Annotated in this window: 13 protein-coding genes and 1 tRNA gene; 5 read left to right on the plus strand and 9 right to left on the minus strand. The window is 42.7% G+C overall.

Features of this window, described 5'->3' with window-relative positions; translation table 11 throughout:
* Window positions 1-281 precede the first annotated feature (281 nt).
* A tRNA-Met gene (locus GQF63_RS09220) sits at window positions 282-355 on the minus strand.
* A gap of 330 nt (window positions 356-685) precedes the next feature.
* On the opposite strand from GQF63_RS09220, the gene GQF63_RS09225 reads away from it, so the two are divergent.
* The 4 genes from GQF63_RS09225 to GQF63_RS09240 all read left to right on the plus strand — a co-directional run bounded on the left by GQF63_RS09225 (window position 686) and on the right by GQF63_RS09240 (window position 5,509).
* Window positions 686-1,063 (plus strand): START-like domain-containing protein, encoded by a 378-nt coding sequence (locus tag GQF63_RS09225; protein ID WP_160368946.1) that lies wholly within the window; start codon window positions 686-688, stop codon window positions 1,061-1,063.
* Between the two features lie 183 nt (window positions 1,064-1,246).
* Window positions 1,247-2,698 carry an LptF/LptG family permease gene (locus GQF63_RS09230; protein WP_160368947.1) on the plus strand — a complete coding sequence of 484 codons (1,452 nt, stop codon included), beginning with the start codon at window positions 1,247-1,249 and terminating at the stop codon, window positions 2,696-2,698.
* 83 nt (window positions 2,699-2,781) lie between these two features.
* Window positions 2,782-3,993 (plus strand): bifunctional 3,4-dihydroxy-2-butanone-4-phosphate synthase/GTP cyclohydrolase II, encoded by a 1,212-nt coding sequence (locus GQF63_RS09235; RefSeq protein WP_160368948.1) that lies wholly within the window; start codon window positions 2,782-2,784, stop codon window positions 3,991-3,993.
* Between the two features lie 85 nt (window positions 3,994-4,078).
* On the plus strand, window positions 4,079-5,509 hold the full coding sequence (locus GQF63_RS09240) for an NAD-dependent succinate-semialdehyde dehydrogenase (protein ID WP_160368949.1): 1,431 nt from the start codon (window positions 4,079-4,081) through the stop codon (window positions 5,507-5,509).
* A 13-nt stretch (window positions 5,510-5,522) separates the two neighbouring features.
* Here the strand turns inward: GQF63_RS09240 and GQF63_RS09245 are convergent, their stop codons facing one another.
* The 6 genes from GQF63_RS09245 to GQF63_RS09270 form a co-directional block, all read right to left on the minus strand.
* The gene (locus tag GQF63_RS09245) at window positions 5,523-6,029 is read right to left on the minus strand and encodes an outer membrane beta-barrel protein (protein WP_160368950.1); all 507 of its coding nucleotides are present in this window, start codon (window positions 6,027-6,029) and stop codon (window positions 5,523-5,525) included.
* Window positions 6,030-6,039: 10 nt separating this feature from the next.
* The gene (gene hemJ / locus GQF63_RS09250; RefSeq protein ID WP_160368951.1) at window positions 6,040-6,591 is read right to left on the minus strand and encodes a protoporphyrinogen oxidase HemJ; all 552 of its coding nucleotides are present in this window, start codon (window positions 6,589-6,591) and stop codon (window positions 6,040-6,042) included.
* A gap of 119 nt (window positions 6,592-6,710) precedes the next feature.
* On the minus strand, window positions 6,711-7,748 hold the full coding sequence (hemE, locus tag GQF63_RS09255; protein ID WP_160368952.1) for a uroporphyrinogen decarboxylase: 1,038 nt from the start codon (window positions 7,746-7,748) through the stop codon (window positions 6,711-6,713).
* Complete coding sequence (locus GQF63_RS09260) at window positions 7,748-8,263, minus strand: hypothetical protein (RefSeq protein WP_160368953.1); 516 nt, start codon at window positions 8,261-8,263, stop codon at window positions 7,748-7,750. The genes hemE and GQF63_RS09260 overlap by 1 nt, the downstream gene beginning before the upstream one ends.
* A gap of 9 nt (window positions 8,264-8,272) precedes the next feature.
* On the minus strand, window positions 8,273-8,980 hold the full coding sequence (locus GQF63_RS09265; protein WP_160368954.1) for a response regulator transcription factor: 708 nt from the start codon (window positions 8,978-8,980) through the stop codon (window positions 8,273-8,275).
* The gene (locus tag GQF63_RS09270) at window positions 8,970-9,845 is read right to left on the minus strand and encodes a sensor histidine kinase (protein WP_160368955.1); all 876 of its coding nucleotides are present in this window, start codon (window positions 9,843-9,845) and stop codon (window positions 8,970-8,972) included. Before GQF63_RS09270 ends, GQF63_RS09265 begins: the two co-directional genes overlap by 11 nt.
* A 120-nt stretch (window positions 9,846-9,965) precedes the next feature.
* On the opposite strand from GQF63_RS09270, the gene GQF63_RS09275 reads away from it, so the two are divergent.
* The gene (locus GQF63_RS09275; protein ID WP_160368956.1) at window positions 9,966-10,667 is read left to right on the plus strand and encodes a YjjG family noncanonical pyrimidine nucleotidase; all 702 of its coding nucleotides are present in this window, start codon (window positions 9,966-9,968) and stop codon (window positions 10,665-10,667) included.
* A 7-nt stretch (window positions 10,668-10,674) separates the two neighbouring features.
* Here GQF63_RS09275 and GQF63_RS09280 read toward each other — a convergent pair whose 3' ends face one another.
* Window positions 10,675-11,256, minus strand: a complete 582-nt coding sequence (locus GQF63_RS09280) for an RNA polymerase sigma factor (protein WP_212592523.1) — start codon at window positions 11,254-11,256, stop codon at window positions 10,675-10,677.
* A 113-nt stretch (window positions 11,257-11,369) separates the two neighbouring features.
* Window positions 11,370-13,700 (minus strand): hypothetical protein, encoded by a 2,331-nt coding sequence (locus GQF63_RS09285; protein ID WP_212592524.1) that lies wholly within the window; start codon window positions 13,698-13,700, stop codon window positions 11,370-11,372.

Raw genomic sequence — 13,700 nt, forward strand, 5'->3', positions numbered from 1 at the left:
ATTCTAAAAGTCCTTCGGGCATCAATAAGGATAGTAATTTACGTTCGGCGTCTTGCAAGGGATTTCGGCTTTAAAGATGCTAAACTAGGAAATTTTTACTATTCCCCCCAAGAATTCAGCTTGATCCAATACTTGCCGCAACGATAAAAATCACCTTTCAGTAAGCTTTGAAAATATTGTCTGATAATCTATCTAGCCAGCCCCAGCCCGCCATAGGTCTAAGTACTAAGTACTCCATACTATATACTAAAAAAGCTCATCGTAAGATGAGCTTTTTTTCGTAGCGGGGAGCAGGATCGAACTGCCGACCTCAGGGTTATGAATCCTGCGCTCTAACCATCTGAGCTACCCCGCCGTTTTTCGGTATGCAAAGATAGTAATTAGCCCGAACTATCAAAGAAAAAATCAATAAAATAATTAAAAATTGCTGCTTTATTTTTCGGATTTCCGCCAATTGATTTATAATCAAAAAGATAGATTCTAGGCTGTCAGGGTAATTTTTAGCGGAAAAAGGGAAATGGGGGTTGAGGTCACTTGTTGATAACCGTTCTAATGTGTAAAAAAAGATAGGGCCTTCCTTTTGGATTACGGATTTATTCGTTAATATTACAAAAAGTAGCTTCCAGGTTTGGGGATGCTTTGGGTAAACTTAAATTTGTTAGAGACTTCTACTTAGAATAAATATATGGCGGAAAAAATTAAACTTGATTTAGAGTATGTATTAAACTCATCTCCTCGTATTTTATTTCCCTACTTACAGGAGCCGAATGAGTTAGCACAATGGTTTGCTGATGATGTGAATTATCACGACGGTATTTATGAATTTATGTGGGATAATGAGTCGCACCGGGCCAAGTTGGTGGCGGCCAAAGAAAACAAAAGTGTAAAGTTCAAGTGGCTTGATGACGAGCCCTACTTTTTCGAAATAGAAATAGTGCAGGACGAGTTGACCAACGACGTTGCCTTAAGCATCACGGATTACGTGAAGGAAGACAATTTAGATGATCGTAAGAAAATCTGGGACAACTCCATTGGCTATCTTCAGAGCGTTATTGGCGCTTAACAGCATAAAGCCTGTTGCCATTTGCTGCGGCAGGCTTTTCTTTTTTCCTCTCCGGAAGAAAGGAACACACAAAAAACCGATAAACAATTTATCATTAACATTTTTCTAACATCTTTCACGGCGTAAAAATAGTATCTTTGCAAGTAATTTACCGGCTTAAGCTAGGGTAAAGGATAGATCGATATGAAGAAGGTAAATTTATTAATCCTACAAGCATTTATTAAACCATTCTTGGTCACATTCTGTATTGTGATGTTTGTATTATTAATGCTTTTCTTATTTAAGTACATCGATGATTTAATAGGGAAAGGTTTCCAATGGTATGTAATCCTGGAATTATTAAGCTATCAATGTGCAGTACAGCTATCGATGGCTCTCCCCCTTTCCATGCTACTATCTTCCATCATGACCTTCGGAAACTTAGGTGAGAGCTATGAGTTGGTGGCAATTAAAGCGGCCGGCGTATCCTTACGTAAAGCCATGACTCCCCTATTTGTGGTGGTTGGCTTGTTTAGCGCCGGGTCTTTTTTCTTTTCCGATTACATCTTACCTGTAGTAAACCTGAAAATGGGTTCCCTACTTTATGACGTTCGGAAGAAGAAAGCCGATTTCTTCATTAAACCAGGCGTTTTCAACAGTACCATTCCGGGTTATTCCATCCGTGCGAAAGAAAAGAGTGAAGATGGAACAACGCTGTACGATTTAATGATCTATCAGCATATGGAAGGTGGCACGGCTGACAACATCACCTTTGCGAAGGAAGGCTATATCCAGAACTCGGCGGATAACAACTATATGGTGTTAAAGCTGATGGATGGGGTGCGTTATGAGGATGCCCGCGTGAAGAATGCAAAACGCTATGATCCGCGGCAACAATTTACACGCTTCCGTTTTAAGGAAACCACGACTAAGTTTGACATGGGAACCTTTAAGATGAACCGCACCGATCAGGATTTGTTCAAGTCGCACCACCAGATGTTGAACTTGAAACAGCTGCGCTTATATACCGACTCGAACCATGTGGAAATCGATAGTTTAGAGCGGATGAATGTGGTAGAAGGAAAACGCTACATCAACTTGTTTTCGAGCTATTTCCAAACTGGCAAACCCGCCAAGCCGGCCACGAATGTGACCCTGGCAGCCTTGGAAAAATCGGAACAGCGCCGCATGGCCATGAACAATGCCCTGAACCAGGCGCGGCAGCTGAAAGACCTGGCCGACAATAAACAAATGGAATACTCGCCTTATGTAGATAAGGATATTCGTTATAATATAGAATGGCATCGCAAGTTTACCTTGGCCGTTTCCTGTCTCCTACTCTTTGGTATCGGAGCACCTTTAGGGGCAATCATTCGTAAGGGAGGTTTAGGTTTACCGGTGGTTATGGCGATTATCTTCTTCCTGATTTACCACGTTATTGCCACCCTGGCAGAAAAGGCGGCAAAGGATGCCAGCCTTACGCCGATGTGGGGCATGTGGATGGCGATTATTGTATTAACTCCATTGGCCATCTTCCTGACGTATAAATCGACGACCGATTCCAAGCTCTTTGATGCCGATCAGTACAAACTGAAGGCCGAAGCCCTCTGGAACCGTCTGGTGGCATTTTTGAACAAGAAAAAGAACAGCAATTAGCATAAGGGCTAGGATTTTATGACAGCATATTAATAAATAAGTGCTGCATAAGCCCTACCTTTGTCTGACATTTACAACAAACCATGAAAATTAAATTAAACACGATAGAAGAAGCTATTGAAGATATCAAAGCTGGCAAAGTCGTAATTGTAGTAGACGATGAAGATCGTGAGAATGAAGGCGATTTTGTGACGGCAGCACGTAATGCCAGCCCGGAGATTATCAACTTTATGGCTACCCATGGTCGTGGATTAGTATGCGCACCGCTTACGGAGGAACGCTGTCGCGAACTGAACTTAGGACTGATGGTGAACAACAATACGGCAGTGTATGAAACCAACTTCACCGTTTCTGTTGACTTACAGGGTTACGGTTGTACCACAGGTATTTCCGCTTCTGACCGTTCTAAAACTATTAAAGCATTAATCGATCCGAATATCAGACCTGAGGAATTAGGTCGCCCCGGCCATATTTTCCCGTTAATTGCAAAAGATGGCGGTGTATTGCGCCGTACCGGGCATACCGAAGCATCGGTAGATTTAGCCCGCTTGGCAGGTTTTGAGCCTGCAGGGGTATTGGTGGAAATCTTAAAAGACGATGGTGAAATGGCACGTCTTCCGGATTTAATTAAGGTGGCAGAGAAATTCGACCTGAAAATCATCAGTATTGAAGATTTAATTGAATACCGTTTGAAGCACGACACCTTGATTAAAGAAGAGGTAAGTGTGGAAATGCCAACCGAATGGGGCCTTTTTAAAATGAAGGCTTTCACGCAAAAAAATACAGGTGAGCAGCATTTAGCCTTATACAAAGGCGAGTGGACCGAGGATGAGCCTATACTAGTTCGTGTGCACTCTTCTTGTGTAACCGGAGATATCTTTGGTTCTTGCCGCTGCGATTGTGGACCACAATTGCACAAAGCGATGGAAATGATCGAGAAAGAAGGTAAGGGTATTGTGGTTTACATGAATCAGGAAGGCCGTGGTATTGGCTTGGTCAATAAACTTCATGCCTACAAATTGCAGGAGGAAGGCATTGATACGGTGGATGCAAATACGCAATTAGGCTTTAAACCAGATTTAAGAGATTACGGTGTTGGGGCACAGATTTTACGCTATATGGGTGTAACCAAAATGCGTTTAATGTCCAACAACCCGACTAAGCGTGCGGGATTAATAGGTTACGGATTGGAAATAGTAGAAAATGTGCCTATTGAGATTCACCCGAACGAATACAACGAAAAATACTTAAAAACAAAACGAGACCGCATGGGCCACACCCTAAGCAACTTGTAAAAACATAAAAAAGGAGGATGCCATATCCTCCTTTTTCGTATAAACAATTCCGCTACTCAAGCGTTGGAATTAAAAATAGAAGCACATGAAAAACACCCTACTTATTGAGAAGGCCTATTTTAATGGCGCATTTATCACAGCTGACAAAACCTTTGACATCATCAATCCGGCTACACAAAAGCCCGTGGGTAAATTACCTGACCTGAGCGTAGCGGATGGTAAGAAATATATTAAAGCAGCACATACGGCCTGGTTAAGCTGGCGGGAAACCCCAGTTGGCGAGCGCTCGCGGATCCTGAAAAGGCTATTCGACCTTATTAACCAACATCGCGATGAGCTGGCAGAGATTATGACCTTGGAAAGTGGCAAACCGATTAATGAATCGCAAACCGAGGTGGACTATGCGAACTCTTTTATAGAATGGTTTGCTGAGGAAGGGAAGCGTGCCTATGGCGAGACCATCCCTTCCACTGCGGGTAATAACCGCATGCAAACCATAAAACAAGGAGTTGGTGTTGTAGCGGCCATTACACCCTGGAACTTCCCATTAGCGATGATTACCCGAAAGGTAGGCCCTGCTCTCGCTGCGGGTTGTACCGTAGTCTTAAAACCGGCATCGCAGACTCCCTTCTCGGCTATTGCTTTTGCCAAACTAGCGGATGAGGCTGGCGTACCGAAGGGTGTACTTAACGTAATCACTTCAAAAAACAGCAGAGGCCTGGGGGAATTATTGGCGACTAGCGAGCTGGTTCGCAAAATATCCTTCACGGGCTCTACAGAAGTAGGAAAAACCCTGATGGCGCAAGCGGCTTCTACCATCAAGTGCATCTCGTTGGAACTGGGTGGCAATGCGCCTTTCCTAGTTTTCGATGATGCCGATATCGATAAAGCCGTAACTGGAGCCATTGCAGGGAAATTTAGAAATACAGGGCAAACCTGCGTGTCGATCAATCGTTTTTATGTGCAGGATGCTGTTTATGACGCTTTCGCGGAAAAACTAACCGTAGCGGTAAAGAAACTAAAGGTGGGCGATGGCTTGAATAAGAGCAGTCAGGTTGGACCCTTGATCAATGCAGAGGGGCTGGAAAAAGTAAGCGAACATGTGGCGGATGCCCTGGCGAAAGGCGCAGAAATAAAGACCGGGGGGAAAGCGATGAAAGGTTTTTTCTACGAGCCAACAGTATTAACCCATATGGCACCGGACAGTTTAATTGCTAACGAAGAAACCTTCGGCCCTGTATGTGCCCTATTCCGTTTTAAAACTGAAAAAGAAGGTATTCAGCTTGCTAATGATACGCCATTTGGCTTAGCGGCTTATTTTTACAGCGAAAATATCAACCGTTGTTTCCGTGTTGCCGAGCAATTGGAAGCCGGTATGGTGGGCGTGAATGCGGGTTTGATTTCGAATGCGGCGGCACCTTTTGGTGGCGTAAAGGAATCAGGACTTGGGAGAGAAGGGTCTAAATATGGTTTAGACGAGTATATCGAAGTAAAATACTTATGTTTTGGAAGCTAAGAGCTTCCAAAACTTACCAGATATGATAGCGTAATCCGAACATGATATAATTCGGTTCGGTCACCTCATTCTTAAGCTGATATTTCAGCTTATAACCGGCATAGATCGACAACTGAACTGGCATAAAATAATAGCTCAATCCGGCCTGTCCATTGACCTTGGAAAAGTTCTCTCGCGTACGGCGCGTTTGGTTATCACCCTCATTAATGGTCAAATCGTAAGTATAAAACTCTTGACTAAATCCTCCACCAAGGAAAATATTGAAATTCGATTTCTCCTTGTTCAGAAAATTGACCAAATAATCGGCACCAACTCCAACGAAGTCGCCACGGCCGTGCACCTGCGCCTGTAGGGCTTGGAAATTGCCAATGTCATATTTCCCTTGCACACCAAAGCTGGCATTATAGGAAGGATCTTCCAACTGTACATCGCCATAAAATCCGAATGCCCATTGATGCTCCTGTGCTTGAACACTGCCTAGGGCCAGTAAACTGCAAATGATAAATAGGGTATACTTCATAAAAATAGAATTAATCGACCTGTTCGCCTTTTGAACGGCGGTATTTTTTGTAAAGTTTTATTAAAACCATCAGCAACACGCCTAAGCCTAGGAGACCTAACACCCCAAAGGCCCAATTAAAGCTTGATTTAAGCACCACCAAGAACACGATAGCAAAGAGAATGAGGGTTGACACCTCGTTCCACATGCGTAGCTGATTGGACGTCCAGCTGAGCTTTTCATCACGCAGCTTAAACATCATGCGTTGGCTGATAAAGTGGTAGGCAATTAGCCCCAATACAAAGGTAAGCTTGATATGCATCCAGCCCATGCTTAACAATCCGGGGTTGATGTATAACATCAATAATGCAGATGCCACAGTGATATACATAGCCGGTGTGGTGATGACCCACCAGAGGCGGTTCTCCATTAAGGAAAATTGCTTATGCAGGATTTGATATTCTTGAGGCGTACGATCTTTAGCCTCGGTATGGTAAATAAACAAGCGGGGCATGTAAAACAGTCCTGCCATCCAGCAGACAACGAAAATAATATGGATTGCTTTTGCGTATAGATAGAGCATGGCAAGCGTTTATGGTTCAAAAATAAGCATTTAATCAGCAAAGTATGACATGCTGAGGTAAGGAAAAAAGCAAAGGAGCCTTCTTGCGGGAAAGCTCCTTTACTGTTTATCGTTTATACTTAGTATCTAAATTCTTTGATTACTTCCACCGCATATTTTACGTTGTCGAAAGGAATATCAGGCATAATACCATGGCCAAGGTTGAAGATAAAGCCTTCTTCGCCACGCATGCGCTCGAATAGATCAAGGATTTTCTTTTTGATAACCGGTTTATCCGCATACAATACGAATGGATCCAAGTTTCCTTGAACGGCCATCCCTGCAGGTAAAGCTTTCTTGATGTTCAATAAATCGGCATTCCAGTCTACAGATACCACGTTAGGCTTGGTTTCTGCCATTAATGGAGCAAATACCGAGCTTCCTTTACAGAAGGAAATGACAGGTACATGTTCGCGGTTAAGGCGCGAGATAATGTAATCGTTGTACTGGTGAGCAAACTCTTTGTAATCGTTCCAGGATAGCGCTAAAGCCCAGCTATCGAATAATTGAAGGGCATTAACTCCGGCATCGATCTGCATGTTCAAATAAGCAACCGTTACATCGGCAATTTTCTGCAAGATGTTGTGCGCTAGGGCTGGTTCATTGTTCAACAAGGTTTTCGTTAATTTGAAATCCTTTGATGATCCGCCTTCCACCAAATAGCTTAAGATGGTGAATGGTGCACCGGCAAAACCTATTAAAGGTACTTTACCGTCTAAGCGTTGCTGAATAACCTTAATGGCGTCGGCTACATATTGCAGCTTATCCAAACAGTCTACCGATAATTTCTCGGCGTCTTGTAGGTTTCTAACCGGGTTAGAGAAGCGAGGGCCTACGCCTTGCTCGAAGGACAGATCGCCACCCATTGCTTCCGCTGTGACTAGGATGTCCGAAAATAAAATAGCAGCATCTACACCTAATAGATCAATTGGCAGCATGGTAACATCTGCAGCAATCTCCGGGGTTTTGCACATCTCTAAAAAAGAATACTTGTTTTTGATTTCCCAGTATTCTTTCATAAATCTGCCTGCCTGTCTCATCATCCACACAGGAGGTCTTTCCGTAGGCTGCGCTAAGGCAGCACGAATCAATAGATCGTTCTTTAATGAATTGTTCACTATTTATTTTTATTTACTTCGTTTTTTATTTTCTCGATAATAGCCTGTTGGCGGGCCGTCAGCTTCAACTTTTCAGCAGCATCGACATAGGCTTCTACCCTATCGTATTCTTGCTTACGCAAGTTGATGTTGGCCAGATTGATTAAGACCATGCCTTTTTCGTTATCGCGACGCCAAGGTAAGCGCGAAGCCAATTGGAAGTGGTATTCTGCTTCTTCGACTTTATCTTCTTTCAAGGCAATATTGCCCATCATAAACTCGTAGAAGTTGCGTCTGCCCTTTCTTAAGCGATCGGGGTTTTTAATTTCGGCCAACAAGCGTTTTGTCTTTTCATAATCTTGTTTATGAAAAGCCTGGGTTGCCAGGTAAACCGTACCTTCCTTGAGGTAGCTCCAAACCAGGTAGGTAATTCCCCCAAAGATGTATACCGCCATATTATAATGTTTGGCATAGATGGCATACAATAGGAATACGATCGCGATTGCGATAATTATTTTTCGAGCTTGATTGGTCATGCGCGGGGCCTAGTTCTGGTTATCTGTAAACTTATAACCTACACCGCGAATGGAATGAAAATAGATTGGATGTTTTTGATCCGGCTCAAAATACTTTCTGAAAGTCAGGATAAAATTATCGATGGTTCTTGTTGAAGGATATACATCGTAGTTCCATACGGTTTCCAGGATCTGCTCACGGGATACCGCTTCGTTTCTACGCTCGATAAGCAACTTCAGCAACATGGTTTCCTTTTTGGTTAAGGAAGTGATGGTACCATCGGCCTGATGTAATTCAAAGGAATTGAAATAAATGGTTTTGTCACCAATGGTGTAAGAGTTCAGCTCTTTCAGTTCATCCCCCTTCATGCCACGGCGAATCAAATTGCTTACACGCAGAATCAATTCTTCGAGGTTGAAAGGTTTCACCAAATAATCGTCTGCTCCCTTTTTCAATCCGGTAATGCGGTCTTCACTGCTGTTTTTGGCAGTTAAGAACATAATCGGCACTTCAGAGTTTTGCAAACGGATGGTTTCGGCAACCTGGAATCCATCGATTTCAGGAATCATAACATCTAGAATAATCAAGTTAAAACGTTCTTCCTTGAATATTTTCAATGCTTTTTTTCCATCTGTAGCTGTAGTGACACGGTAGCCTTCAAGCTCTAGGTTTAACTTGATGGCTTCTAAAAGATGCTCCTCATCTTCTACTAAAAGTATACGTTGTTTACTTTGCATAATTTTCAAATGTTACTTCAAAGATACTACCGGAAGGCGAATTATCCTTAACCCGGATAGAGGCGTTGTGTTTCTGTAAAACGGTCCTTACTATATATAACCCCAAACCAGTACCCTTGGTTTTACGTGTAGCTTCGCTGCCTACGCGATAAAATTTATTAAATATAAGCTTTTTTTCATCGTCAGGAATGCCGATACCGTGATCTGCCACTGAAAAAAGCAAATTATCTTGATCTTTTTTCAACTTTACAGAAATCATACCGCAGGCAGGTGAGTATTTCACTGCATTTTCAATGAGGTTGGTAATAACATTGGTAATGGCAAATTTATCGGCCATTAAGGTTATATGCTCATCCAATTCGGCTTTGATGACCTGTGTTTTACAGGCATTCTTTTGCAAACGATCGATAATCTGCTCCACAAGCTCGGTCATATCGAAGCTTTCCTTTGGAAGCTGGTATGCCCGGTTCTCCAATTTAGTAGAAAGCAGGACATTCTCAACCAGATCATCTAATCGTTCGATATCTTTAAGCGAATTGGATAAAAAAACCTTTTGCTGCTCGTGATCTAATTCGCGCTTTAAGATGGTTTGGATGTAGAGTTTAACAGAAGCCAAAGGCGATTTCAACTCATGGGTAACAGCCAATAGGAAATTCTGCTGCTGCAAATTGATTTCATGTTCTCTTTTCACCTGTTTTTTCAAGCGCAATGCGCCCCAAGTAAAGATCAGCATGAAGATTAATCCTTCGCCAATTATCATCCCTTTGCGATCGGGTTCAAATTTGATTAAAATATATCCCCACCACAGTAATTGGGTAATCGCATAGAATATAAGAAAGTAAAATAGAAATAAGGATTTTCTCATACGTAATGTTTCCTGCGCAAAGGTACTTAAATAGCCTTTCAATAGGAAACACCCCCGATATTATGACAATAAAGCGAGATTTAACATTGTTAACTGGCACAGCCTGATGTATATTTGCATATGTTTCAGAATAAAAAGCACCTTTTCTTCGATTTAGACCATACCATTTGGGATTTTGATAAGAATGCAGAGGAAACCCTGCACGACTTATATTATAAATATGAGTTCGATGATTTGTTTAACAACCCTTCCTCTGAGGCTTTTATCGAGACTTACACTAGCAATAACCACCGCCTTTGGGGCTTATATCACCATGGCAAAATTGACAAGGCCAGCCTCCGCAAACTGCGCTTTGCCGACACCTTTTCACAACTGGGGGTAAATCCTGATTTATTTCCAATATCCTTTGAAGAAGAGTACCTGGAAATTTGCCCAACAAAGACCAACCTTTTCCCGCATGCTCATGAAACACTGGAATATTTACAGAGCAGATACAGCCTGCATTTAATTTCTAACGGATTTAAGGAGGCATGTGAAAAAAAGCTGGAACATAGCAAGCTTAGCCCCTACTTCAATACGATCGTAATTTCAGAAATTATCGGCATCAATAAACCCGACCCACGCATCTTTCAACATGCCCTAACCCATGGACAGGCCAACAAGGAACAAGCAGTAATGATTGGTGACAACCTGGATGCTGATGTACGTGGTGCGCAAAATGCGGGAATGGATGCGATTTTCTTTAATCCACTAGCACAGGATAAGCCCGACGATGTGCCGCATATGATTCAAGACTTAAAAGAATTGCAAGAGATTTTTTAAGGGCACTTTACTGCTCGGACAACAGTAACAAAAGTATGCTGTAGTATTTTAGATTTTTGGCTTTAAAGACCTCCTTTAAGGCTTGAATAGCTTTGGATTTAGCGAAATAGACCGTACTGGGTGTGGTATTGAGCACATCACATATTTCGGCTGTATTTAAGCCGTCGAGAAATGATAATTTAAACACTTTGGCTTGTGTTTCAGGCAGTTTTTCCAGTTCCATAGCGATATACTGGAGAAATTCATGGTAGATAATCTGCGCTTCAAAATTTTGATCAGGATGAATCAGGAAATCTAAGGCTTCCGAATCATGTTGAATTTTATTAACCTTGAGATCCATAAAATCATAGCAAGCATTACGAGTCGCCAAGTAAAGAAATGCCCGAATATTATCTTCCGTTTTAACCCGTCCCTTTCCATTCCATAATTTATAAAAACTATCGGAAACAATTTCTTCCGCTGCACCTTTATCTTTGACAATGGAATACGCAAAATAGCGTAATGAACTCCCATATTTTGACATATAGAAATTCAATCCGGTTTCTTTTCCTGCCTGTAAATCATGCAAATGCATGGAAGGAGCGCACATACTGAATAAGGAGATTAGGTTTATACTTAAAATTAAGAAATATGTTTAACTTTTTAAAACAAATAAGCGCCATAAGCAAGATAGGGCGCTTATTTGTTGGATAGACTACGCCTTTAACCGGCATAGAAATCAATCAGGTCGCTACAGTTAAGCGCCTTTTCATATAAATCTTGGGGCACATAGAAATAATGGTTCGAGGCTTCAAATCCGATACGAGAATCTGCGCTTTGTACCGAGGCAAGCGCCAAAGCAACCTGCATTTCATTTTGTAGAATATCCCGGATAGCCTTTAATGTAGCTGCTGATCTATCGTTTTCCAGCTCCCTTCGTTTGATAATAAAATTAGCTTGGTTGATGATGCTTTTATAATGCAGAAAGATAGCCTCAGCGACACTTACCTCCCGCTGTAAGGCATACGTATAAGCACTGGCCGATTGTCCTTCCAGGTTCTTCTTTAACAATAGGATACCCTCTTGAAAACCCGCACATACTTTCCCAAGTTGCTGTGTGAAAATTTCTTCGGGATAAATGCTCCGCCAAGTCGTCAAATCATCATAAGGCAATCCGACCATCGTAGCTCGATAGCCTGTGTTTTTGGACCACAGTAAATTAGAAGGTCCGGACTGCAAAGGGGCATTATAAACCACAGAAATATGGTATGGGAACTCGCGGAATGCCATACTGAATTTCTTCCAGGCATCATTTACGACCTCGGCATACGGGCCATAACGTTCCGTGGCCACCTCAGCGATAGCTTGCTCCATGGACATGTCCTTATTACGACCTAACTTATCGACCAAAGCAAGGTTTGGTGATGGAAAGCCGCCTAAGCTCCAGCCTAACATTAAGCCTGTAACACCGGCCTTACGCAGGTTGGAAATATGCTCCCCTACATTATAAAGTGCTGGTATATAAGGTACAGCACCAATCTCCCAACTATTATTCGCTTGTATTTTGGCCATACAGGCAATATTATGCGCTTTCGCGATACTCCAATGCTTGCTGGCACGTGGACCCGGGCCAATACTGCTGATGGAATACTCGCCCACCGCACTTTTTATCCCTCCACGCTCAATTGGCAAACTCCATTCACTTACACACATATAGCTGAGGTTATGGTTTTTTAATTTCGGCAAGATGATATCTGCTAAGCCATCTACCCAACCCCAATCCCACACAATAAGCCGCGGACTTTGATGCTTGCCTGCTTTCCCTTGCGCCTGTAACTTTTCATAACCTGTCTGTATTGCCGAGACATAAAGATTATTGAGATCAGCAATCACCTGCCCGGCTCCCTTCGGACCGCAACGCGGACATTCATTGCCTTTGTAGTGCGACCAGCAATGGGTCGGGTTTTCTGATGCTGTAATGGAGAAAAATCCTCCGAGTCCCGGAACCCGTTCACTAATTAAGGCTAAGGAACTGCTTAAATATTCCTGCACCTCTGGCAAACTGGTGCAAACAGAGTTTCCACTCCCCCGAAGCTGCGGGTATTTTTTGAAAAAGGCTTCCGATTGATTTCGGGGTTCATTCAGATATAAAAAGATTTTAATGCCTTTGGCATTCGCACGATCGGCCAATTTGGCTAAGTTTGCTAAGCGCTTATCCCAATTCTTACTCTGCGTTTCATCCCATGGAAACGGGGTAATTTTACTCAAGACAATATGCATCCAAATGCTATCCACACCCTTCGCATGCATGCGATCTAAATAGGCATCTGGATAGGATTCAGTGCTTTCAGAGAGCAAAGGATCACCAAATAAAGCAAAATAGGGATAGGCAATGCGAGGTGAAAATAGAGAAGCTTGCTGTCCATTTCCAGGTGGATGGGCTTCAGGTTGGGAAAGCTCCTTTACGAAATGAAAATAAGGCTCCTTCTGTTCGGGTAACCCTTTTGGAAACACCGTATTTAGGCGCTTTTTGAAGGCTGCAAGCTTGGATTTATCCAGTGCCGCCATGCTGCTTTTATAATCAATAGGATCGCATTGCGGTTTTAGACTTCCCAATTTTATGTAGAAGAAATCATCTTCAATTAAGGTGAACTCCAGGTGTTCTGCAGTCCAGTCCATTAACACTAAGAGCTGCGATTTCGGCAGGAGATGCCAGTTTCTGCGGATCACGGTCAGGTAGCTTCGCTCCCATTGGGAGTCGGAAACAGCTTGTTCCTTGTTAAGGCGCATTTCTTTTGCCAAGGCTCTAATTTGGCTAGGGCTCGCCTGCACTGTTTTTGCCATACGATCTGTAGGCACCAAGTTCCAATTTCGCCATACAAAGGCATGCAAGGATGAAGGGAAATGCTGCGCCACTAATGCTGCCGGTCCTTCTTCATCTGCTAGGAAATGCTGCGAAGCCTCAGGAAACATGCCTAGGGTAATAAAGGCACCAACTGCCAGACTTGAACTGGCAATAAACTTTCTTCTATTGATGGATGGGTTTAGGTTCAT

The sequence above is a fragment of the Sphingobacterium humi genome, assembly GCF_009768885.1.
GTDB classification, from domain to species: Bacteria; Bacteroidota; Bacteroidia; order Sphingobacteriales; family Sphingobacteriaceae; genus Sphingobacterium; species Sphingobacterium humi.

What these genes read in the sequence shown, in the direction of transcription:
- GQF63_RS09230 (WP_160368947.1), top strand. Translation starts at nt 1,247, where the DNA reads ATGAAGAAGGTAAATTTATTAATCCTACAAGCATTTATTAAACCATTC.
- GQF63_RS09270 (WP_160368955.1), bottom strand. Translation starts at nt 9,845, where the DNA reads ATGAGAAAATCCTTATTTCTATTTTACTTTCTTATATTCTATGCGATT.
- GQF63_RS09280 (WP_212592523.1), bottom strand. Translation starts at nt 11,256, where the DNA reads ATGTGCGCTCCTTCCATGCATTTGCATGATTTACAGGCAGGAAAAGAA.
- GQF63_RS09225 (WP_160368946.1), top strand. Translation starts at nt 686, where the DNA reads ATGGCGGAAAAAATTAAACTTGATTTAGAGTATGTATTAAACTCATCT.
- GQF63_RS09285 (WP_212592524.1), bottom strand. Translation starts at nt 13,700, where the DNA reads ATGAACCTAAACCCATCCATCAATAGAAGAAAGTTTATTGCCAGTTCA.
- GQF63_RS09235 (WP_160368948.1), top strand. Translation starts at nt 2,782, where the DNA reads ATGAAAATTAAATTAAACACGATAGAAGAAGCTATTGAAGATATCAAA.
- GQF63_RS09275 (WP_160368956.1), top strand. Translation starts at nt 9,966, where the DNA reads ATGTTTCAGAATAAAAAGCACCTTTTCTTCGATTTAGACCATACCATT.
- GQF63_RS09265 (WP_160368954.1), bottom strand. Translation starts at nt 8,980, where the DNA reads ATGCAAAGTAAACAACGTATACTTTTAGTAGAAGATGAGGAGCATCTT.
- GQF63_RS09260 (WP_160368953.1), bottom strand. Translation starts at nt 8,263, where the DNA reads ATGACCAATCAAGCTCGAAAAATAATTATCGCAATCGCGATCGTATTC.
- hemJ (WP_160368951.1), bottom strand. Translation starts at nt 6,591, where the DNA reads ATGCTCTATCTATACGCAAAAGCAATCCATATTATTTTCGTTGTCTGC.
- GQF63_RS09245 (WP_160368950.1), bottom strand. Translation starts at nt 6,029, where the DNA reads ATGAAGTATACCCTATTTATCATTTGCAGTTTACTGGCCCTAGGCAGT.
- GQF63_RS09240 (WP_160368949.1), top strand. Translation starts at nt 4,079, where the DNA reads ATGAAAAACACCCTACTTATTGAGAAGGCCTATTTTAATGGCGCATTT.